The following is a 22,241-nucleotide window of genomic DNA, read 5'->3' as shown; positions in this document are numbered from 1 at the left end:
CCTGATCGCCGCTCGCAAAAGCTTTTTCAGACCGCCGGCTGTGAAGCCTCGACGACGGCAAGCGCCGCCATGTTGACGACGCCGCGCGAGGTGACCGAGGTGGACAGCACGTGGGCGGGCAGGGCGGCACCGAGGAGGATCGGGCCTACATGCAGCGCGTCCATCATCATGCGGACGATGCCGAGCGAGATATTCGCGGCATCGAGGTTCGGGAAGACGAGCAGGTTTGCTTCGCCGGTCAGCGTGCTGTCCGGCATGGCGCGCTTGCGCAGAACTTCCGACAGCGCCGAACCGCCCTGCATTTCGCCGTCGACCTCCAGATCAGGGGCGCCAGCGCGGATGATTTCCAGCGCCCGGCGCATCTTCGAGGCGCTGGCGGACGGCCGCGAACCGAAGTTCGAATGCGACAGGAGGGCTGCCTTGGGTGCAATGCCGAAGCGACGGATCTCCTGGGCCGCCAGCATCGTCATTTCGGCGATCTCTTCCGCACTCGGATCGTCGGTGACGAAGGTGTCGGTGAAGAAGATTGCACCGCGCTGCGAGATCAGAAGGCTCAAGCCCGAATAGTCGCGTACACCGGCGCGCTTTCCGATAATCTGGCGAACGTCGCGCACGTGGCGGTCGAAACGGCCTTCTACGCCGCAGATCAACGCATCGGCGTCACCGCGTTTCACAGCCAGGGCACCAATCACGGTGGTGTTGGTGCGCACGATCGTGCGAGCCGCTTCCGGGTTGATGCCGGCGCGGCCGACGAGGGCGAAGTAGTCGTCGACATAGTCGCGGTAGCGCGGATCGTCTTCCGGGTTGACCAGTTGGAAATCGGTGCCCGGGCGGATGCGCAGGCCATAGCGCTTCAGGCGGGTCTCGATGATCTGCGGGCGGCCGATCAGAATCGGTTCGCCGATGCCGTCTTCGAGCAGCACCTGGGCGGCACGCAGCACGCGCTCGTCTTCACCTTCGGAGAAGATCACACGCTTTTTGGACGCAGTCTTCGCTGCCGCGAAGATCGGCTTCATCACGAAGCCGGAGCGGAAGACGAAACGGTTCAACTGGTCGAGATAGGTGTCGAAATCGGCAATCGGGCGGCGAGCGACGCCGCTGTCTGCCGCGGCCTTGGCGACAGCAGGTGCGATGCGCAGGATGAGACGCGGATCAAACGGCGAGGGGATGAGATAATCCGGACCAAAGGTCGGCGTTTCCCCGGTATAGGCCTTGGCCGCGACTTCCGAGACTTCTTCGCGGGCGAGCGCTGCAATCGCACGCACCGCCGCCATCTTCATTTCTTCGTTGATGGTGGTTGCGCCACAGTCGAGCGCGCCGCGGAAGATATAGGGGAAGCACAGGACGTTGTTGACCTGGTTCGGGAAATCCGAGCGGCCGGTGCAGATCATCGCGTCCGGACGGGCGGCGCGCGCCTCTTCCGGCATGATCTCGGGCTTCGGGTTGGCCAGGGCCATGATCAGGGGCTTCGGTGCCATGCGGGCCAGCAGTTCCGGCTTCAGGACGCCGGCTGCCGAGAGGCCGAGGAAGACGTCGGCCTCGTCGATGCTTTCGGAAAGCGCGCGCTTTTCGGTTTCCTGGGCGTAGACTTCCTTCCAGGGATCCATCAGCTCGTTGCGGCCCTTATAGACGAGACCCTCGATGTCGTGCACCCAGATATTCTCGCGCTTGGCACCGAGGATCACCAGGAGGTTGAGGCAGGCAAGGGCGGCTGCACCGGCACCCGAGGCGACGATCTTGACGTCCGCAATGGTCTTGCCGGCCAGTTCCAGACCGTTCAGGATAGCGGCCGCAACGATGATCGCGGTTCCGTGCTGGTCGTCGTGAAAGACCGGGATGTTCATCTTGGCGCGGAGCTGGTCTTCGACCTGGAAACATTCCGGTGCCTTGATGTCTTCGAGGTTGATACCGCCAAAGGTCGGCTCAAGAGCCGAAATGGTCGAGACCATGTCGTCGACACCGGGTGCATCGATTTCGATGTCGAAAACGTCGATGCCGGCGAACTTCTTGAAGAGGACGGCCTTGCCTTCCATGACAGGCTTGGAGGCGAGCGGTCCGATATTGCCGAGGCCGAGGACGGCGGTGCCGTTGGAGATGACGGCAACCAGGTTGGAGCGTGCCGTGTAGTCATCGGCGGCTGCCGGATCGTCCTTGATGGCGAGACAGGGGGCGGCGACGCCGGGCGAATAGGCAAGCGCCAGGTCGCGCTGGTTGCCAAGCGGCTTGGTGGCCTGGATCTCCAGTTTCCCGGGACGGGGATAGCGGTGATAGAAAAGCGCCTGTTCGTCGAGATCAGCGGTCGGGTTTGCAACTTGCGGCTTGTTCTTGTCCTGAGAAGTCATCGGTTCACCGGCAATTCCTGTCTTCACTTACTCCTTGTCGTCATACACGAATTGGCTGCGAGTGGTAGACTTTAGTTCCGCGATCCCCTGTCTGCGCGGAATGCGTGCCCGAACCGGCGATCCGCCGCGGATCTCCCGATGTCATCTTCCTGAAACACGAGTCTGATTTAGCGCTCATCAGACAGCGAAGAGGACCGTGCCGTGGAAGACGCCAGCGAAACACGCCATTTCAGGACCCTGTTCATCTCGGACGTTCACCTCGGATCGAAAGCCGCCAAGACCGACTTTCTCCTGGATTTTCTGCGCACGCACGAGGCCGACACCATCATCCTGGTCGGTGATATCGTCGACGGCTGGCGTCTGAAGCGCAGCTGGTACTGGCCGCAGTCCTGCAATGACGTCGTGCAGAAACTGCTGCGCAAGGCCCGCAAAGGCACGCGCATCGTTTATATTCCCGGCAATCACGATGAGTTCATGCGCGACTTCCCGGGCATCCATTTCGGTGGCATCGAAGTTGCGCAGCGCATCGTGCACGAGATGGCCGACGGCAAGAAATATCTGGTTCTGCATGGCGACGAATTCGACGTTGTGGTTCGCAACGCCCGCCTGCTCGCCTATCTCGGCGACTGGGCCTATGACACAGCGATCGCCATAAATGTCATGCTGGCGGCCGTCCGCCGTCGTCTCGGCATGCCCTACTGGTCTTTCTCCGCCTGGGCCAAGTTGCAGGTCAAACATGCGGTGAACTTCATCGGCGAATTCCAGCGGGTGGTGGCCGACGAGGCTCGTCGCGCCGAGGTCGACGGTGTCATCTGCGGCCACATCCATCATGCCGTCATGGAAGACATCGACGGAATCCACTACGTCAACACCGGCGACTGGGTCGAAAGCTGCACGGCGATCGCCGAGCACCCGGATGGCCGTCTGGAGCTGATTTCCTGGGGGCACAAGATCAGCGAAGCGCCAGCGACTAGCAAGCGTGCGAGCAAACTCGTCCCCATCCTGCTGCCAAAACCGATTGCCAAGTCGGCCCAGGACGACGGGATACGCGCGGCCTGAACCACCTCTCTGTTGCAAAGCGGTCATGACGCCCCGCAATCCGGTTGGAAAACGCAATTAACGGTTTGCAAAGGATTTCTTCGCAGGCGGCGATGGTTATAGTGTGCAGCCATCTGTCACGTGATTTGCGAACCCGGATCCCCCGGCGCGAATTTGGAAGTTGTCGCCACCTTGAGTTCGGTTGAGCAAGAAGACGCCCGTATTGAGATCGATGAGCAGCCGGACGGAAACGCCCGGCTGATCCGGCTTGCCGGTCGCTGGAAGAACAACAGCCTCAGCGCGATGATCAAATCCGCCGGCCCGCTGGTCGATTCTCCGGTCGTGCAGCGAGAGACGATCGACCTCAGTGCCGTAAGCGACATGGACACGGCCGGCGCATGGCTGGTTCGCCGCTTCATCACCGAACGGCGCGAGCGCGGCGGTTCGATCGAGATCGTCGGCGGATCCCCCGGCATGCGCGAGTTGATCGAAGCCCTTCCTGAGCACGTCACTGCTCCGGAAAAGCCCGTCGATCACCGCACCCGTTTCGAGCGCATCTTCGAACCTGTCGGGAAAGTCACACTCAGCCTTTGGGGCGATCTGATCGCCATGATGTTCGTGCTCGGATCTGCCGTCCGCGGCGCGCAAACCAAGGCTGGGCGTGGTTCCGGGGTGTCTCCGGCCTCCGTGGTCAACCAGCTTGACCACATGGGGGTGAGGGCGGTGCCGATCATCGTCCTCATGTCCTTCCTGATCGGCGCGATCATCGCTCAGCAGGGCGCATTCCAGTTGCGCTATTTCGGAGCGGAAGTTTTCGTCGTCGATCTCGTCGGCATCCTGCAGCTGCGCGAAATCGGGGTGCTGCTCACCGCGATCATGATCGCGGGTCGTTCCGGCAGCGCCATCACGGCTGAAATTGGTTCGATGAAGATGCGTGAGGAAATCGATGCCCTGAAGGTCATCGGCCTCAATCCGATCGGGGTGCTGGTCTTTCCGCGACTTGTTGCGCTGACGATTGCACTGCCCCTGCTGACGATCGTCGCCAACTTCTCGGCGCTCTACGGCGCAGCGGTCGTGGTCTGGGCCTATTCCGGCATCACATTCGATGTCTTCATCACCCGCCTTCACGAGGCGGTCGATTATTCGACGCTTGCGACCGGCATGATCAAGGCACCGTTCATGGCGCTGATCATCGGCATCATCGCGGCTGTCGAAGGCATGAAGGTGGGCGGCAGCGCCGAATCTCTCGGACGCCATGTGACAGCATCCGTGGTCAAATCGATCTTCGTTGTTATTCTCGTGGACGGGCTGTTTGCCATGTTCTACGCCGCGATCGATTTTTGAGGAGGGCCAGATGAACACCAGACCCTCCCAGGACCGCGAGGTCATCCTGTCGGTGAAAGATCTGACGGTCGGCTTCGGCGAGAAGATCGTTCTCGACAAGCTGAACCTCGACATCTACCGCGGCGAGATCCTCGGCTTCGTCGGAGCATCCGGCGCGGGCAAGTCCGTTCTGATGCGCACTGTGTTGCGCCTCCTGCCGCGTCGTTCCGGCAAGATCGAGATCCTCGGCGCGGATTACGATGCGGTCGACGACCTGCAGCGCATGACGCTCGACACACGCCTGGGGGTTCTTTTCCAGCACGGCGCCCTATTTTCCTCACTGACTGTGAAGGAAAACATCCAGTTGCCTATGCGTGAATATCTGGATCTGCCGCAATGGCTGATGGATGAGCTTGCCTATCTCAAGATCGAGCTGGTCGGCCTCCACCCCGATGCTGCGGACAAATACCCATCCGAACTCTCGGGCGGCATGATCAAGCGTGCGGCACTTGCGCGTGCACTGGCGCTCGATCCGGATCTCGTCTTCCTCGACGAACCAACCTCCGGTCTCGATCCGATCGGGGCTGCCGAATTCGATGAATTGATCGGGCAGCTGCGCGACACCCTTGGATTGACCGTCTATATGGTGACCCACGATCTCGACAGCCTGTTCTCCGTCTGCGACCGTATTGCGGTCCTCGGGCAGAAGAAGGTTCTGGTCGAGGGGACGCTGGACGATATGCTCGCCTTCGATGATGCGTGGGTGCAATCCTATTTCCGGGGCAAGCGTGCCCGTTCCATTCCCCGGCCGGAGCAATCCGCCGGACATCCGGTAGAGTGAGCCATGGAAACCAAAGCCAATTACGCGATCGTCGGTTTTTTCACGATGCTGGTCATCGGGGCCGCCTTCGGGTTTGTCTATTGGATGGCGGAATATGGACGGGGCGGAGAGATGGCGCCGCTTGCGATCCGCATCCCGGGCTCGGCCAACGGTCTGAGCATCGGCTCGCCCGTGCGCTTCAACGGCATCTCCGTAGGTTCGGTCCGCAACCTCTACATCGACAACGAGGACCCGAACTTCTCTGTCGCCTTCACGGAGGTGCGGGCTGATGCACCCGTGACGTCGGGCACGAAGGCTGTTCTGGAAATTCAGGGTCTGACCGGTGCGGCTTATGTCGAGCTTTCCGGCGGAGGTCCAGGTTCCGGTGACGCGATCCTGAAGCGGGCACTCGATACCGGGGAGCCGGCCATTCTGATCGCCGACCAGTCGAGCGTGACCAATCTGCTTTCGACGGCAGACCGCATCTTGCAGCGCGCTGACGGCGCTGTTGCCGAGCTGCAGGGGTTCATCGAGGATGCACGGGGACCGCTGACCAACACGGTGCGCAACGCGGAAACCTTTTCGAAATCGCTCGCAGACAATGCCCAGGGCATCGATGAATTCCTGAAGAGCGTCAGCGCCCTTTCCGATTCCGTCTCGGGCCTGTCCGGCCGCCTCGACTCGACATTGTCCGCCGCCGAAGATCTGTTCAGAGCACTCAACTCCGACAAAATCGATCAGATCCTGACCAATACCGAGGAGGCGACGGCAAGCTTCGCGCAGGCCTCTAAGAGCATCGGGCCTGCGATCGACAGCTTCCGCGAGACGGCCACCACCTTCCAGCGCTTTGGCAACAATGCCGATCAGACGCTTGAGAAGGTCTCCAGGCTGATCGATGCAGTGGACAGCCAGAAGATTGGCCGCGTGGTCGACGACGTCTCTGTCGCGACTGCCGATGCGCGTCAGGCCATTGCCGGCTTCCGGGATCTGTCGAACAGCATTACCGGCCGCAAGGACGATATCGACCGGGCGATCGATGACTTCACGCAGCTTGCGAACCGTCTGAACACCTCGTCCCAGCAGGTCGACGGGATCCTTAGGAAGGTTGATGCGTTCCTTGGCTCAGGTGATGCAAATTCGCTCAGCGTGGAAGCCCGCAAGACGCTCGAGGCCATCCGCATGACGGCCGAGAACCTCAACGCCCAGATTGGACCGATTGCCGCCAACCTGCAGCGCTTCTCGGCGACGGGTCTGCGCGATATCCAGACGCTGGTGAACGATACCCGCAACACCGTTCGCGGCCTGAACGACGCGATCACCAATTTCGACCAGGATCCGCAGCGCCTGCTCTTCGGCGGCGACACGGTCAAGGAATTCGACGGACGGACACGCCGATGACGAGCAGCACCGAAAAGGACAACAGCATGGACGGGATCGGCGTGAAGGGGTTGGCTGGCATGGCTCGGTTCCGGCGGCTTCTTCTGGCCTCGGTGCTCGTGCCTGGCCTCGGCCTTGGCCTTGCGGCCTGTGGCTCTAAAGCGAACAACGACACATTCGATCTGACCGCTTCCGTGAGCGAGGTGGCGACATCTTCCAGCGCCCGCAACCGCCAGCTTCTGGTGGCCGATCCTTCGGCGCTCAAGGCGCTCGACAGCGAGCAGATCCTGGTGCGCGTATCCGGTGCCGAAATCCGCTATCTGTCACAGTCGCAGTGGAGCGATCGGCTCACGCGGGTCGTTCAGTCGAAACTCGTGGTCGCCTTCGAAAATTCCGGGCGCCTCGGTGGCGTTGGACGGCCGGGGCAGGGACTGGCGATTGACTTCCAGCTGATCACAGATGTGCGCGCCTTCGAAATTTCAGCCGAGGGAACAGATCGCGGGGTCGTCGAGATATCGGCCAAGCTGCTCAACGATCGCAATGGCACCGTCAAGGCGCAGCGGGTCTTCCGCGCCGAAGTGCCGTCCTCCGGCTCGGACAACGCAGCTTACGTTGCGGCACTCGACCGTGCTTTCGCCCGCGTCACGGCTGACATCGTCGCGTGGACGCTGCAATCGATCTGACCGACGACAATTCCCATTCCGTCGAGCAAAAGAAAACCCCGGATCAAGCAATTTGATCCGGGGTTTCTCCGTCTGTGAAGTGCCGGATGACCGGCTCCTCTATTGGTTAGCTATCAGCTGAAACGGCCTGCCGCATGGGCGAGCATTGTGTAGACCTTGCCCGTGTCCGAGGTCAGGTAGGACTGGGTGATCGACTTGTCGCGGTCGGTGCGGGCAACGTCCGAAAGCAGTTTCTCGAAATCGGCGATGTAGCGATCCACCGCAACGCGGAATTCCGGCTCGCGGTCATACTTGCGCTTGATCTCGTCAAAGGTCTGCTGGCCCTTGAGCGTGTAGAGGCGACGGGTGAAGATGTCGCGCTCGCCGCGCTGGTAGCGGCGCCATAGGTCGACCGAGGCGTCGTGGTCGATGGCGCGGGCGATATCGACAGAGAGCGAGTTCAGCGATTCGACCATGTGACGCGGATTGCGGGTGTCACCCTGGCGGGCCGGCTGGCCTTCGGCCACCGGGCGCTGCGGTGCAGGGGCCGGGGCTGGGCGGGTCGGAGCCGTTTCCTGCGGCTCCTCGCGCGAGGCGCCTCGCAGCAGATCGCTGATCCAGCCACCGCCTTCGGCGCGCGTCGTGGCCGTGCTCTGCTGGCCGTAGGCTTCGGTTGCGCCGAGGCTGCCGCGAAGCCCGAGGGTTTCGGTCTGGCGCGCCGGCGGCTGTGGCTGCGGTGCGGCGGCCGGCTGGCGGCGTACCGGTTCAGGCTGGGCTTCGGCCAGGCGGCGTGCAACCGGCTCGGAGATTTCCAGCGTCTGGCTGGTTCGGCCGACGAGCTGCGAGATGTCCTGCAGGGCTTTGATCTGCTCGGAGACGGCGCGGCGCATCTGGGCGGCGCTTTCCTTGGCTTCCTCGGGCAGGTCGAAGGCACCACGCTTCAGCTCGTTGCGGGTCAGGTCGAGTTCCTTGCGGATATCGACTGCCGAGCGGCGGATCTCGTCGGTGGCGCCGGTGAAGCGGGCAACAGCCTCGCTGACGGCTTCCTGCATGGCCTGTCGCAGGGCAGCGGCTGCCCCTTCCGACTTGCGGCCGGCTTCGCCAAGCAGGTGGTCGATGTCGTTGAGCGAGACTGCCAGTCCGCCGCGCAGGCGGTTTGCCAGTTCGCCTGAACGCTTCTCGGCCTCGGTCAGCGTCTTGTCGATGGAAACCTGTGCTTCCTGTTCGGCTGACAGGAGGGCATTGCGCATGTTGGCGGCGGTGATCTGCGCCCTTTTCTCGGTCTCGCCGAGCATCTGTCCGACATCGGAGAACGAGGCCTGGACGCTGTCACGCATGGAGGCAGCCGTCGACTGGGCGCGCTTTTCGGTCTCGCCGAGGATCTGGCCGATATCGGAGAAGGAGGCCTGCACGCTCTGGCGCAGGTTGCCGGCCATCTGGCCGGAGCGCTGCTCGGCGCGATCGAAGGCGGTCTCGACCATCTTGCCGAGGGTCTGCATCGTCGTTTCGATCTCTTCCGAGCGCTTGACGAGGCCGATCGAGAGATCGCGGAGAGCCTGCTGGCGTTCCTCAAGCGTGCCCACGAGGTTGGACTGGGCGGCCGACAGAAGCTCGGAGGCCTTGCCCAGCACCTGGGTGTGGTCGCCGAAGCGGCTGACGATCGACGATACCTGCTGTAGCGTCTCGCCGGAGACGGCGGTGAGGCGGCCGAGCTTGTCGTCGAGCAGGCGGTTCGAGGTCGACAGCATGTCGGTTGCCTGGTTCGCCGTTTCGCTGAAACGGTTTGCCGTTGCGCCGAGGCGGCTGTCGAGCGAGCCGATGCTCTGCACCGCCTGATCGATCATCGTGGACAGGCCGACATTGCTATCGCCGAGGCGCTCGATGAGCTGCGAGGCACTGGCAACCAGGTTCTGCTCGGCGGTGCCGAGGGTTGCAACAGCGCGGTCGGTGCGCTGGCTGATCGCGTCGACGAGGGCTGCGTTTTCGGCGCGCAGGCGCTCTGCGCTCTGTTCTGCTGCGGCGGCAATCTGCTCGGCGGCTGCACGGCCGGTCTCGGCATAGGAGGCGACCACGGGGGCTGCCTTCTCGTCGATGAGGCGCGACAGTTCGGCCGAGCGCGTCGAAAGCATGGAGTTCAGCTCGCGGGTCCGGTCGTCGAGCACCGAGCGGATCGAATTGCCGCGGGCTTCCAGTGCCTTTTCCACCGCATTCATGGTGGTGGCGAATTCCTGCGTGTTGCCGGAGATCGCGTCGCGGATGGAGTTGCCGCGAGCCTCAAGTGCCTGCTCTGCCGCATTCATGGCAGCAGCGAGTTCCTGAGTGTTGCCGGAGATCGCGTCTCGGATTGCGGCGGCGCGCTGTTCCAGCGTGGTGCTCACTTCGCCGAGAGTGCCCGAAAGGTTGGCAACCTGGGCGCTGACCAGGGCTTCTGCCTGGTTCACCTTGTTGCTAATGACATCGCCGGCCTGCGAGAAGGTTTCGGCGATCGTCGCGGCCTGTCCGGCGAGGCGGTTCTGTGTGTCGGTGATGCGCCGCGCGAGGTCCTCCGAGCGCTCCTCGACCGTGCGGTTGAGTTCGGCGCTGCGTTCGCCAATCTGCTCGGCAAACTGCGAGGTGGTGGTTGCGAGGCGATCGACCGAGCGCTGAGCCTCGGCATCGAGGTCGCGGGCAGCGTCGGTGACGGCGCTGCGCAGTGCGGTTGCGAGACCGGCTGCCTTGCCTTCGATGGTGCGATTGACGTTTTCGAGGCCGATATTGAGGGCACGGTCCATGGTCGCCAGACGCTCTTCGATGACCGGCGTGCGGGTGTCGAAGGTTTCGGCGACGCGGGTGGTGCCTTCATCGAGGACCTGGGCGACGCGCATGCTGGCTTCTGCGCCGACACGTTCGATCGTCGCGACCTTGTCGTCGAGGCGTGAAGCGAACTTTTCGCCGGCATCGTTGACGCGGGCGTCGACGCCATCGAGGCCATTGCGCAGACGGTCTTCCAGCGTCCCGAGGCTCTGCTCGATGCGGGTGCTGGTTTCGTCAAGGCGGCTGGTCATGCCGGATACGGATTGTTCGACCGTGCCCGAGAAGCCCTGCGCCGAGCGGGTGATATCATCTGCGGCGTCGCGGATCTGCTCGGTCAAGGCGCCGGCCGTGCCACGCAGGCGCTCGTCCAGCGCACGGCTTGATTCGTCGATCGCCTTGCGCAGGCTTTCCTCGTGATCCTCAAGGCTCATTTCGAGCATGCCAGCGCTTGCTGCAATGGAGGCGCCGATCGAGGTCGCATGTTCGCCGAGGCTCAAATCCAGCGCATCGCGCGCGTCGCCGATCGCCGCCGTGATCGCCTGTGTCCGGTCGTCGAGCGTGGCGCGGATCCGGTCATGCGTGTTGACGAGACGGTCGTCGATCGCGTTAACGCCCTGGTCGATCGTCTGCGCGATCCGGTCGGTGTTCTCGCCGAGCGTGGTGGCCAGCGCGCCGGTCGCGGCATCGAGGCTGGAGCGCAGATAGGCGCCGGTCTCGGCAATGCGGCCGTCGATGTCGTTGACGCCGGACTTCAGCGTTTCGGCGATCTGGCTCGCATTGTCGGCAACGGTATTCGAAATCGTGCTCGAGGCGGTCGTGAGCAGGGTATCCAGCTGCTGCTGGCTCGCACCCAGTCGGGTTTCGAGCTCGGAGATGCCGTTGGTGACGGTTTCCGCGATCTGGCCCGAGGCTTGGCCAAGGCTACGCTCGATGTCGCCGGTGGCGTCTTCCAGCGTAGAGGTGAGGTAGGAGGTATGGCTGGCAAGCGAAAGTTCCAACCGCTCCTGGTTTTCGCCATAGGCATTGCGGATAGTCTCTGCCTTTTCGCTGAAGGCTGCGTCGATGCGACGGTCGGCATCGGCGACCGTCTCGATGATCGCGGAGGCGCGCTGGGTCAGTGTCTCGTCGATCCGGCGCTGGCTGTCGTTGAGTGTCTCGGAGAGATCCTGGGTGCGGGCGGTCAGCGTCAGGTCGAGTTCGAGGCTCTTGGTGTTGAGAGCATCGATCAACTGCTCGCTCTGACCTTCGACCAGGCTCGCGATGCCGCGCGCCTTGGTGTCGAGGGTTTCGGCGAAACGGTCCTGGTTGGTTTCAAGCGCGTTGACGATGTGCTCGGCTCGGGTCGAGAGCGTCTGCTCGAAGCGCGACTGGTTGTCGGTCAGCGCGTTGTAGAGCGAGCCACTGCGCTCTTCCATCACCTGGTCGATCCGCTTCTGGGCGTTTTCCAGGCTTTCGGTGAGTGCCGCCGCGCGTGCCGACATCGCTTCCGCAATTTCCTGGGCGCGGTCGGACATGGAGCTATCAAGCATTTCCTGGCTGGTGCTCAGGGTCATTGCAAGCGCAAGCGACTGATCGGTCAGCGTTCCGCCGAGACGCTCGATGCTTGAACTCAGAATGCCAGTGATGGAATCCGTTCCGCTGTTCACCGTTTCGTTGATGCGGGCGAGGCTTTCCATCAGCTTGGAATCGAGCGAGCCCGAGCGCTGGTCGAAGGCGCTGGCGAACTCGGCGACCCGCTGGTCGAATGTTGCGTTGATCTGGCCGATTGTGGTCTGGAAGCGATCCTCGAACAGGCCCGAACGCAGGTCGAGATCGACGATGGCATCGTCGGCGCTGGCCTGAAGGCTCTGGCGGAAGCTGCGGCCACGCTCGTCGAGCGAGCTGTTGAGGCGTCCCAGCACGTCGTCGAGCGATGAGGTGATCGCGCTTTCGCTGCCCTTCAGTGTCTCGGCGATGTCACGGGTACGCTCGACAAGCGTTTCGTTCAGCTGGCGGGCACGCTCGTTGAGGGCCGCGTTCAGCTTCTCCGTGTTGGCGTCAAGCGTTGAAGCTCGGGTCGCGAATTCACCGAGAAGTTCGCGACCGCGTTCGCTGAGCGTTGACGTCAGCGACTTGAGCTGGGTGTCGAACTCGCTGGACAGAGACATGCCGGACGCGGCCAGCGTCTGGACCATGTTTTCTGTCTTGTGCGCGAGCAGGGAGCCGAGTGCGGTTACGGCCGCATCGGACTTTTCCATGATCGTTGCCGCGCGCATGTCGATCATCGAGGCGAAGGCCTCGCCCGACGTCTGCAGGCGGACGGAAATCTCTTCGGTCGCCAGCGACAGCTCTTCCTTGAGCTGCTCATGGGCGCCGACGATAGAGGAACGGATGCGCTCGGCGTGGTTGACGATCGCGTCGCGCTCGGCGCCGAGTTCGTGGACCAGGCCGCGGACGCGCAGTTCGTTATCGGTGTAGCTGCGTTCGAGCGCCGTTACCTCGGAATGAACGAGGGTTTCCAGCTCCGTTGCGCGCGCAATGGTGCGTTCGATGCCTTCGTTCATCGCCGAGACTTCGCGGCGCACCGCCTGACCGACGGTCATGATGCGTTCGGAGGCGATCGTTTCGGGTTCGGCCAGACGAAGCGCCACTTCCGCCATCGAGCGGGCGGCGTTGCGCAGGTCATGGGCGCGGGCCATCATGATGGCGAAGGCGAAGAACAGCATGATCGGCAGGAAGGTGCCGACGACGATGGCGACCACGCCCGGCATGGCGACGATGTCGGCAATCGATCCAGCCTGCCAGATCGAGCCACCGTAGAGCAGTTGGGTCAGGCCGAGGGCGCCGAGGACCCAGAGTGCCGAAACGACAGCAGCATTGCGCAGTGCAGAGGTCAGCGACGCGCCGTCCAGGGACTTCAGTATGGCGGAGGGTGTGCGCCGAGAGCCGTCATTGGCTGGAGCGAAGGCTGGCGCCTTGGGGGCAGGTTCGGGATTGAGTTCACCGGCGCGGGCGGAGCGCCGCTCGATCGTCTTCTTCGCGGCGGAACGCGGGATACTATCGGACACATTTGCCTCCGGGGCGCGTGCTTGAGACCGTGCCTTGGGTGGCGCGGCGGCTTCCTCACCGTCGAAATCGATGCTCAGGGCCGCCTCGAGTGCCTGGAACGCGTTCTCGTCAATCGAGTCGGTCTTCTTGTTCGCCATAGGGTTACGCCTCGTTACCGCTTACTCTCGGGAGGACGGACTGAAGCGGCGATGCCGCTCATCGCCATGCCGTATCCGGACCTCACCGTTTACCTGAAACCCCGCCTGCCGCCACGCCAGACGAAATCCCTTCTTTTCACAGTGCGGCCGCTGACAGCCGGCGTTCCCGCCGGAAGTTCTAGCACCGACTGGCTTGCAGGCAAAGTTCACGCACCTTTGCCCAATCAACCGTATCGTACTGACACATTTGGTCATCCGTTACAATTAATGCGCTTTCGCGGTGCCTGGTCCCGCAGCTCTTGTTAACAGTATTTCAATCAAGGTTGCGGCTGAAAAGCCAGTCTGCGTCGGGGTTTAATTTGCATTAACCATACCTCAAGCTTTTTGCCGCCATCCCCGGCATTTTTAACGGCATGCCCATGTGGTGGCCGCAAACTGGCGGCAGCAAATAACAAGAAATCAGGATCAAGGGCATGGCAGCAGCAGTCAATATCGCATTCGAGGCTCCGGACAACCTGCATGGCCTCACCCCTGCGCAACAGCGTCCGATCGACCTCGTGCATCTGGCGACGCAGACGAAGGGCGACAAAGCCGTCGAGAGCGAGATCCTGCAGATCTTCGCACGTCAGGCCCGCGGTTGCCTGGTGGCGCTCTCCAGTGGTCGCAGCAAGGTCGAGGTCAAGGCGGCCGCCAATCGCCTTCGCAATGCCGCGATGGCCGTTGGCGCCCTGCGGGTCGCGACGGCTGCAGATCTGATCGAAACCAGGGGTGCCGATGCGGATGCGCTTGCGTCCGTTGCGGCTGCCGTGCTCGAAGCCGAGCACTTCATCCTGAAGCTGGCCCGCTGAGCCGCACACCATCGCTTCGCCGTGAGTTGACTGACTTTCCGATTTGGGAGATGACTTCGCCGGTTTTCACAAGGCGAAGTCTGGACAGGAACTCATGGCAAACATCAGCATCATCGCATTTGACGGCACACGTTTTGACATCGCGGCAGCCGACGGCTCCACGGTCATGGAAAACGCCGTCCGCAACTCGGTCCCCGGGATCGATGCCGAATGTGGCGGTGCCTGCGCCTGTGCCACCTGTCATGTCTATGTCGATGATTCCTGGTCAGAAAAGGTCGGCCAGCCGTCGGCCATGGAAGAGGACATGCTGGATTTCGCCGTCGACGTGCGCCCAACTTCGCGACTTTCCTGTCAGATCAAGGTGACGGCGGCCCTGGAGGGGCTCGTCGTTCACGTGCCCGAGCGCCAGGGCTGAGCACTTCTGTCAGCGCTACCCGCCCAAAAAAGCCCCGCTTTCGTTTTCACGAAAGCGGGGCAAGGGGGCGCATCGCCAACCAGGCGAGGGAGGAAGCACCTGTGGCACCAGGACGCGCCGGGAGAACGGGGAAATCGGTTACGCTCATGCAACGTATTCGATGACACTTATATTTCAGATTTGTATCAAGGGCCACGCCGAGAAATAGCCGGTTATTCACAGGCCATGTCGCAAGCTTCGTGCAAGCCGAAGCCTTGCAGCAACACTTCCCCTTGGAAGTCAGGGGTGATTTCTACTGATTTTCCTGGCTTTCGCGACGGTAGCGCAGGATCCGCAGCATGCGATCCTGGAAATTCTTCGCTTCAACACGATCGAATCGCATCTGTGCCGCGTCATGGGATGCAGTCACGTCGTCGGTGACGACAGCGACCCGATCCTGCAGGATCTCGCAATTGCGTTCCGGTCGCAGCTTCATCAGCCTCTGTTCGAGCAGCTTTGCATGCTGGCGCGCGATTTCTGCATGACGCTCCTCGTGCCGCTTGATGTCGGCCGACAGTGCGTCCCACAACAGCGCCATCTCGGTGGATGCGCGTTTGCGGTTCTTCCAGCGCGGCAGGATGAGCTTTGTTTCGACAGTGACGCGCACATCATCGATTGCGCAACGGGTTCCGCGTCGTGTGTAGGTGAGGTCGCCGCCGAAGCGTATCTGGGTGGCGCCGGGGTGGCGACTTCCGCTCGCCTGGGTGAAGGGCCCTTTGCGCGACAGTTCCGCATCGAGTTCGGCTGCCGTGCGGCCGCCGATCTGAAAGTAGGTAATGGACTTCTGGACGACGACGTCCGCGCTGGCCGAAAGCGGCAGGGATATGCCGGTCAGGACCGCCATGATCACGGCAGCCCGAAGACGGCGGGAGTGCTTCATTCTTTTTTCCGCAATGTTGTATTCGCCGCGCCCTTGGGGCATAGCCAACCCGGTCTGCACTATCGCAGCTTCATGCTTTTCCGTCGAGGGGTTCGAAGGTCGGGTGGCCATAGTTGAGCATACAATTTGGCGTGTAGGGCAGGGTCGCACGCTCGACCTTGCCGAGCGTGGCGCACTCATGGCCATCGTCAATGTGACGCCGGATTCCTTTTCCGACGGCGGTTTGCACAATACCGTCAATGCGGCCGTGCGGCACGCGCTGGCGTGTGTCGATCAAGGTGCCGTGATCCTCGACATCGGAGGTGAATCGACGCGCCCGGGTGCGGCCGAAGTCAGCGTCGAAGAGGAGATCGCCCGGGTCGTTCCGGTGATCGCAGCGCTCCGCGATCAGACCGACGCGCTCATTTCCATCGATACCTATCGAGCGGCCACCGCAAAAGCGGCCGTCGAGGCCGGCGCGCATATCATCAACGACGTGCATGGCCTGCAGCGGGAAGCCGAGATTGCGAAGGTCGCGGCAGAACATGGCTCCGGGCTTTGCATCATGCATACCGGCCGCGGCCGCGAGAAACTGGCCGATGCGATTGCCGATCAGCGGCACTTTCTCGAGCACTCGCTTGCGATTGCCGCGCATGCCGGTGTTGCGTTGGAAACAATCGTGCTCGATCCGGGTTTTGGTTTTGCCAAGGAAAGCCCGGAGGAGAACATGGAGCTCATCGCCCGCTTCGAGGAACTGCACGACTTCGGTCTGCCGCTGTTGGCGGGGACGTCGCGCAAACGCTTTCTCGGTGCGCTGACCGGCCGGGAAGCCGCCGACCGGGATGTGGCAACTGCGGCGACGACTGTTGCGCTGCGCTTGAAGGGCGCCTCCGTTTTCCGGGTGCACAATGTCGCGATCAACCGGGATGCCCTGATCATGGCCGATGCTATGCTCGCAACCGAGCGGCGGATTGCTGCGAGGAAGGATAAGACTGCATGAGCGGTGTTTTCACCATCACCCTGAAGAATTGCGCTTTCTTCGCCCATCACGGCGTTTTCCCGGAGGAGGGGGTGCTTGGACAGCGTTTCTTCGTCGATGCGGAGTTCGACGTGGACGCGATTGCTGCTGCAGAGACCGATACGCTCGATGGGACGGTGCATTACGGCATTGCCTTCGAGGTGATCCGCGACATCGTCACCGGCAGCCGCCGGCAGTTGATCGAGGCGCTGGCGCTGGCCATTGCGCGCGGACTGCTCGACCGTTTCCCCGAAATGCTGCGCTGCCGGATCACGGTGCGCAAGCCGAGCGCGCCGATCGCCGGCATCCTTGACCATGTGCAGGTGAGCGTTGAACAAGTCAGAAGTTAAGCGCTGGCAGGCCGCCACACTGGGTCTCGGTGGCAATGTCGGCGATCCCGTCACGGCGATGGCCGAAGCGCTGCGCCGGCTCGACCAGCGGTCCGATTGCCGCGTGACCTCCGTGTCGAGGCTCTATCGCACGCCTCCCTGGGGCAAGACGGACCAGGCCGATTTCTACAATGCCTGTGCAGCGGTCGAGACGCTTCTCGAGCCGCAGGAACTGCTCGCCGCCTGTCTTGAGATCGAGCGGACAATGAAACGCGTGCGCGTCGAGCGCTGGGGGCCGCGGACCATCGATATCGACATTCTGACCTTTGCTGGGCGCATGATCGATGCCGAGCATCTGAAGATCCCGCATCCGCGCATGACAGAGCGCGCTTTCGTGCTGATGCCGCTCGCCGACATCGATCCGCAGCTTCCTGTCAAGGATCGGGTGGTCGCTGACTGGCTCGCGGATGTCGATCGGACGGGTATTGCCGTTGCAAACGAAAACCGCGCCTGGTGGCGCGGTTGAACTTCTAGCCGAAGGTTAACAGGCAGATCAGTCGTTCTCGGCCATGGCGGTTGCCTGGCGGTTTAGCTTGAGGCCAATGACCGGGATCATCCGGTCTTCGACCTTCACTGAAATGGTGATGTTCATTGCATCGCCCTCTTCCAGGCGCGCGACCATGGCACCGTTCAGCTTGGCGCGATTGATGCCCATGACAGCGCGGTTGCCGGTGACCTGGCCCGATACGATGTCGAGGCCCTTGCCGTCTGCGCCGTCCAGGAACTGGCCCTTGTAGCTGCCGCCGGCCTGAGAAATGACGGCCGACATCGGCTGGCTGAACATGCCGACGCGGCAGGTGCCGTCCAGCTTCAGCCCGGTTTCCTTGCCCTCGGCCGGCAGGCCGATGAGATTGCAGGTGAACTTGGTGCCCTTGTATTTGCCGGCAACGATCTCGCCCGGGCCCTTCCAGGATCCGGCGACGGATTCGAAGAAGCGCTTGTCGCGCGAAGCAGCATCAGCGACCGTGACCGGCACGAGTGCGGCAACGGCAAGGATCGCGGCGCAACGGCCGAATGTCGAGGAGCGAGAGAACATCGATTTGCCTTGGTACGAGAAACCAGAAACCCCGCGAAGACCCTAGCGGAAAAATGGTTAATGCATTCTTGCCAATACCCTCAAATCGGGTGCTCGACAATCGGCAAAACACACTGGTTTCTCGGGTGTGGCCCGTCTGCCTCACCCGGCCCTGGTTTCATCCTTGCCTGTCATCGACGGCGTCAGGTCACCGATGAAGTCGCCGATGCCGGGGCGCTTGGCTGCGCGAAACGGCAAGGGCCGGCAGAGATCCATGGCGGCGATGCCGATCCTTGCCGTCATCAGGCCGTTGATAACCCCTTCACCGAGGCGGGTCGACAGCCGCGCCGCGAGGCCATGGCCCAGCACCTGCTGGGCGAGGCCATCGCCGATAGCGATGGAGCCGGTGACCGCGAGGTGGGCAAAGACGTCGCGGAGCAGCCGCAGCATGCCCAGCGAGCCGGGGCGTCCGCCATAGAGATCCGCCATGCTGCGGACGAGGCGCACCACTTCGAAGAGAACATAGGCGAGGTCGACCACCGCGCGAGGGCTGACGGCCGTGACGACCGAAACCCGCTTAGCCGAATTCAGGATGAGAGCCCGCGCCTTGACATCGAGGGGTGACAGCAATTCTCGTTCGGCAAGTTCGATCAGCTGCGGTGCGTCGATGATGTCGTCCTCGACGGCGGCGAGCGTCTTCTGACCGCGTGCGGTCTCGGCGCGATGTGCGACGAGTGCGGTCAATTTCTTCACCACCGTGGCTGCCTGCTTGCGCTTGCCGCTCTCGGCTGCTGCTTCCGCCTCAACCTTGAGGTCTTGCACAGTATCGAGGCGCCAGAGCCCAACCAACTCGCGTCCGACGGCGACAATCAAGGCCAGAAGCCCGATGGCCAGTGCGCCTATCGCGAGGTAGCCGAGCCAGTCTGCCCGGGCGAAGAGATCCGAGATCAGGCGGTCAACCCAAAGGCCGAAGGCGAGCGACAGGAGGAGCCCGAAGGCTCCGGTCGCAAGCTTGGCGAAGGAGAAACGTTTGCGGCGCGGTGCAGCGACGGGCACTTCGGGCAGGGTCTCGGTTGCGGCGATGAAGGGGTCCTGGTCGTCAGGCACGATGACAACGTCGCCGGCAAAGCTGCGCGGCGTACGATTTTCGGCCGTGCGGGTGCGTGGTGCCTCGGGCTCGACGGTGAAGGACGCCGGCCGCCTCTGGGGGGCAGAGTGGGATGACGAAGACGGGCCGGTCGGAGGTACGGTCGGTTTCTTCATGCGAGACGGTCTCCGAGCAGGAATTGCAGCGCCCGGTCGAGGCGGATATGCGGCACGGACAAGGTGATACCCTGCTTCTCATCGAGTTCGGGCGGCCTGAAACGCACGATGCTGAGATCGGGCAGGGCGGCGGAGGCGTCGTTTTCATCGACCGAGCGGAAGTAGGCTTCCGGATCACGCGGCAGATCGCCGGGAAACACTGCCGTCTTGCGTTTGCCGTCGAAGAGTTCGTCGCCGATGCGCTCGCCGGCCATGGGGGTGCCCACGACAACAGGGAGGTCGTGGCCGTCCTGCTTCACATTCGCTTCACGGGTCGCTCGCACGGAGGCCAGCGCCATGACCTCGATGCCGGCGCCGCTCATGCCGATCGTCTTGATGGCGCGGTTGACAAGGCGTCTCGTCAGAACCTCGAGACGGTCATGGCTTTCATGGTGCAGATGGTCCGCCTTGGTGGCGGCAACCAGCACCCGGTCGATCCGGCGGCGTACGAGGGCTGTCAACATATTGTTCGATCCTGCGCGGAAGCAGGCGAGCACGTCGCCGAGCGCACGTTCGAGATCCTGGACCGCTTCCGGGCCGCGGTTGATCGCCTGGAGGGCATCGACCAGCACGATCTGGCGGTCGAGGCGGGCAAAGTGTTCGCGGAAAAAGGGTTTAACCACGACGGACTTGTAGGCTTCAAAGCGGCGTTCCATCATCGCCCGCAGCGAACCCTTCGGCGCTCGGCCTTCCGGCAAAACGGGGAGCGGGGCAAAGGTCAGGGCCGGCGAGCCGTCGAGGTCGCCCGGCATCAGGAAGCGCCCCGGCGGAAGCGTCGAAAGGGAGCGCTCATCCGACTTGCAGAGCCGCAGATAGGTGGTGAAGGCTTCGGCCAGCCGTTTTGCCACCATTTCGTCGGCCGGCCCATCGGGATCCACCGCAGCTGCGAGCGCCAGCCATTCCTGCGCCAGTTCCGCGCGAACGCCGGAGGCGGCGAGGTTGACCGTGTTTTCGGAAAATGTCCTGTAGTCCTGCCCCAGCAAGGGCAGGTCGAGAAGCCATTCACCGGGATAGTCGACGATGTCGATCGACAGCTTTCCCGAAGACAGCATCCGGTTCCAGGTGCTGGCGCTCTTGTATTCGATCGTCAGGCGCAATTCCGAGATCGCACGGGTCGAGTCCGGCCACACCCGCTCCTCCACCAGTGCGCGGATGTGATCCTCGTATTGGAAGCGCGGCACAGCGTCATCGGGTTGCTCCTGAAGTGCAGCACCGATCATGCGCCCGGAACGGAGCGGCTCGAACAACGGCAAGCGACCGCCATGCAGGAGATTGTGAACCAGCGACGAGATGAAGACCGTCTTGCCCGCCCGCGACAGTCCGGTCACGCCGAGCCGGATGGTCGGATTGACCAGGTGGGCAGCGCGGTCGGCGAGATTGTCGAATGCGATCGCGGCTTCGTCGGTCAGGCTGGTGAGGGAAGGGGGCAAGGCATCGTCCTGCAGAGACTGTGGCGGGTATGGCTTGTCGGCGGCACGCGGCCGTCAACGCCATTTCACTACATATAGGCGGGGCGTGTAGCGCAAAAAAGAGGCGACCTACGCGTCGCGGCTGATCTGGTCAGCCGACGAGAAAGTCCCGAAGCGCATAGGCTTCCTCGCTGATGGCGTCGATTACCGCGAGGCCAGAGGTCGGATAGCCCTCTGGCACGGTGCGGGCCATGACGTCGTTTCCGCACAGACGTGCAAAGACTTCCTCAATGGCCGGGTTGTGGCCGACGAGCATCAGGGCCTCGACGCCACGAATCGAGCTGACGATTTCGAGATAGGCCTCGGCGGGTGCATTGTAGAGCGCGTCGACATGGCGAAACTCGACGAGGCCGGAGAAGACGCGGTTGATCGCCTCTGCCGTCTGTCGGCAACGCTTGGCGGTCGAACACATCACCAGATCTGGGCGATAGCCCCTGTCGGCTGCTGTTTCTGCCAGGATCTCCGCTTCGGCGAAGCCGGCATCCGAAAGGCTGCGGTCGAAATCGCGACCGCCGGGCTCGGCCCAGCCGGATTTCGCGTGACGCAGCAGATAGATGCGCTGGGGAAGCTGAATGGAGGGCGTCATCCTTGAGGTATCCACATGCGATGGAGCTTGAGAATTGACCTACCGGTTCTTGTGCCTCGCCGTCAACCATGCCGCATTGAACCCAGTATCAGCCTATCGCGGTGGAAGGGTATGTATCGGCCGTCTGGATGCAAGCAATTTATGCTTAAAAAATAGAAGTTTAGATGAAAAATGTAACAGATTTAAAAATGGCTTTGAAACAGTCAGAAGGCTTGAACCGGTTGCCTTGAAAGGATATACACCCGCCCATTGAGATGTTCTTCAGGAGAATCGCGTTGAGTGAGAAGATCAATCTTAGCAATTATGTGCTCTCGGAGGACGAAGAGTTCATGAACGCCAATCAGCGGGCCTATTTCAGGGCAAAGCTGATCGCCTGGAAAAACGACATCCTGCGCGAAGCGCGTGAGACGCTCGACCATCTGGCTGAAGAGAGCGCCAATCATCCTGATCTTGCAGACCGGGCTTCCTCGGAAACCGACAGAGCCATCGAACTGCGAGCCCGTGATCGGCAGCGCAAGCTGATTTCCAAGATCGACGCGGCACTGCAGCGGATTGATGACGGGACTTACGGCTACTGCGAAGAGACCGGTGAGCCGATCGGTCTGAAGCGTCTGGATGCCCGCCCGATTGCGACGCTGTCGATCGAGGCACAGGAACGGCACGAGCGCCGTGAAAAAGTCTATCGCGACGAGTGAGCTCGAAACCTCAGGTTAATCTTCCGAACGAATTCAGACCCGCCATTGGCGGGGCTTTTTGATTTT

18 protein-coding genes are annotated in these 22,241 nt (G+C 62.4%); 11 read left to right on the top strand and 7 right to left on the bottom strand.

Annotated elements, in window-relative coordinates:
- Positions 1-26: 26 nt before the first annotated feature.
- The gene (locus IP85_RS17845) at positions 27-2,342 is read right to left on the bottom strand and encodes an NADP-dependent malic enzyme (RefSeq protein WP_054151017.1); all 2,316 of its coding nucleotides are present in this window, start codon (positions 2,340-2,342) and stop codon (positions 27-29) included.
- A 201-nt stretch (positions 2,343-2,543) separates the two neighbouring features.
- On the opposite strand from IP85_RS17845, the gene IP85_RS17840 reads away from it, so the two are divergent.
- From IP85_RS17840 to IP85_RS17820, 5 genes are all read left to right on the top strand, one after another.
- Positions 2,544-3,401 (top strand): UDP-2,3-diacylglucosamine diphosphatase, encoded by an 858-nt coding sequence (locus tag IP85_RS17840; protein WP_054151016.1) that lies wholly within the window; start codon positions 2,544-2,546, stop codon positions 3,399-3,401.
- 153 nt (positions 3,402-3,554) lie between these two features.
- Positions 3,555-4,724, top strand: a complete 1,170-nt coding sequence (locus IP85_RS17835; RefSeq protein ID WP_054151015.1) for an ABC transporter permease — start codon at positions 3,555-3,557, stop codon at positions 4,722-4,724.
- A gap of 10 nt (positions 4,725-4,734) precedes the next feature.
- A complete protein-coding gene (locus IP85_RS17830; RefSeq protein WP_054151014.1) occupies positions 4,735-5,544 on the top strand; it encodes an ABC transporter ATP-binding protein in 810 nt (269 codons plus the stop codon).
- Between the two features lie 3 nt (positions 5,545-5,547).
- Entirely contained in the window at positions 5,548-6,921 is a 1,374-nt protein-coding gene (locus IP85_RS17825; RefSeq protein WP_054151013.1) for an MlaD family protein, read from the top strand.
- 59 nt (positions 6,922-6,980) lie between these two features.
- Positions 6,981-7,583, top strand: a complete 603-nt coding sequence (locus tag IP85_RS17820) for an ABC-type transport auxiliary lipoprotein family protein (protein WP_054151079.1) — start codon at positions 6,981-6,983, stop codon at positions 7,581-7,583.
- Positions 7,584-7,696: 113 nt separating this feature from the next.
- Here the strand turns inward: IP85_RS17820 and IP85_RS17815 are convergent, their stop codons facing one another.
- The gene (locus tag IP85_RS17815; RefSeq protein WP_054151012.1) at positions 7,697-13,540 is read right to left on the bottom strand and encodes a hypothetical protein; all 5,844 of its coding nucleotides are present in this window, start codon (positions 13,538-13,540) and stop codon (positions 7,697-7,699) included.
- A gap of 473 nt (positions 13,541-14,013) precedes the next feature.
- Here IP85_RS17815 and IP85_RS17810 point away from each other — a divergent pair, with 473 nt between their 5' ends.
- Together IP85_RS17810 and IP85_RS17805 are read left to right on the top strand one after the other, a co-directional pair.
- Positions 14,014-14,388 carry a hypothetical protein gene (locus IP85_RS17810; protein ID WP_054151011.1) on the top strand — a complete coding sequence of 125 codons (375 nt, stop codon included), beginning with the start codon at positions 14,014-14,016 and terminating at the stop codon, positions 14,386-14,388.
- Positions 14,389-14,482: 94 nt separating this feature from the next.
- Complete coding sequence (locus IP85_RS17805; protein WP_054151010.1) at positions 14,483-14,803, top strand: 2Fe-2S iron-sulfur cluster-binding protein; 321 nt, start codon at positions 14,483-14,485, stop codon at positions 14,801-14,803.
- A 292-nt stretch (positions 14,804-15,095) separates the two neighbouring features.
- Here IP85_RS17805 and IP85_RS17800 read toward each other — a convergent pair whose 3' ends face one another.
- Entirely contained in the window at positions 15,096-15,722 is a 627-nt protein-coding gene (locus IP85_RS17800; RefSeq protein ID WP_054151009.1) for a DUF922 domain-containing protein, read from the bottom strand.
- A gap of 103 nt (positions 15,723-15,825) precedes the next feature.
- Here IP85_RS17800 and folP point away from each other — a divergent pair, with 103 nt between their 5' ends.
- From folP to folK, 3 genes are read left to right on the top strand one after another with little or no spacing between them, the layout of a single operon-like run.
- Complete coding sequence (gene folP, locus IP85_RS17795; protein ID WP_054151008.1) at positions 15,826-16,701, top strand: dihydropteroate synthase; 876 nt, start codon at positions 15,826-15,828, stop codon at positions 16,699-16,701.
- Positions 16,698-17,069 (top strand): dihydroneopterin aldolase, encoded by a 372-nt coding sequence (gene folB, locus IP85_RS17790; RefSeq protein ID WP_054151007.1) that lies wholly within the window; start codon positions 16,698-16,700, stop codon positions 17,067-17,069. The genes folP and folB overlap by 4 nt, the downstream gene beginning before the upstream one ends.
- Entirely contained in the window at positions 17,050-17,574 is a 525-nt protein-coding gene (gene folK, locus IP85_RS17785; protein ID WP_054151006.1) for a 2-amino-4-hydroxy-6-hydroxymethyldihydropteridine diphosphokinase, read from the top strand. The genes folB and folK overlap by 20 nt, the downstream gene beginning before the upstream one ends.
- A gap of 27 nt (positions 17,575-17,601) precedes the next feature.
- Here folK and IP85_RS17780 read toward each other — a convergent pair whose 3' ends face one another.
- The 4 genes from IP85_RS17780 to IP85_RS17765 form a co-directional block, all read right to left on the bottom strand.
- Positions 17,602-18,144 (bottom strand): hypothetical protein, encoded by a 543-nt coding sequence (locus IP85_RS17780; RefSeq protein WP_054151005.1) that lies wholly within the window; start codon positions 18,142-18,144, stop codon positions 17,602-17,604.
- Between the two features lie 141 nt (positions 18,145-18,285).
- The gene (locus IP85_RS17775; RefSeq protein ID WP_054151004.1) at positions 18,286-19,386 is read right to left on the bottom strand and encodes a TIGR01620 family protein; all 1,101 of its coding nucleotides are present in this window, start codon (positions 19,384-19,386) and stop codon (positions 18,286-18,288) included.
- Entirely contained in the window at positions 19,383-20,855 is a 1,473-nt protein-coding gene (locus IP85_RS17770; protein WP_054151003.1) for a YcjX family protein, read from the bottom strand. The genes IP85_RS17775 and IP85_RS17770 overlap by 4 nt, the downstream gene beginning before the upstream one ends.
- 130 nt (positions 20,856-20,985) lie before the next feature.
- The gene (locus IP85_RS17765) at positions 20,986-21,480 is read right to left on the bottom strand and encodes a histidine phosphatase family protein (RefSeq protein ID WP_054151002.1); all 495 of its coding nucleotides are present in this window, start codon (positions 21,478-21,480) and stop codon (positions 20,986-20,988) included.
- A gap of 275 nt (positions 21,481-21,755) precedes the next feature.
- Here IP85_RS17765 and dksA point away from each other — a divergent pair, with 275 nt between their 5' ends.
- Complete coding sequence (gene dksA / locus IP85_RS17760) at positions 21,756-22,175, top strand: RNA polymerase-binding protein DksA (RefSeq protein ID WP_006726101.1); 420 nt, start codon at positions 21,756-21,758, stop codon at positions 22,173-22,175.
- Positions 22,176-22,241: the final 66 nt, after the last annotated feature.

This window comes from Rhizobium sp. AAP116 (genome assembly GCF_001295785.1).
Classification (GTDB): Bacteria; Pseudomonadota; Alphaproteobacteria; order Rhizobiales; family Rhizobiaceae; genus Allorhizobium.
Note: the sequence above shows the minus strand (reverse complement) of the source record. Positions and strands in the feature narration are given on the sequence as shown.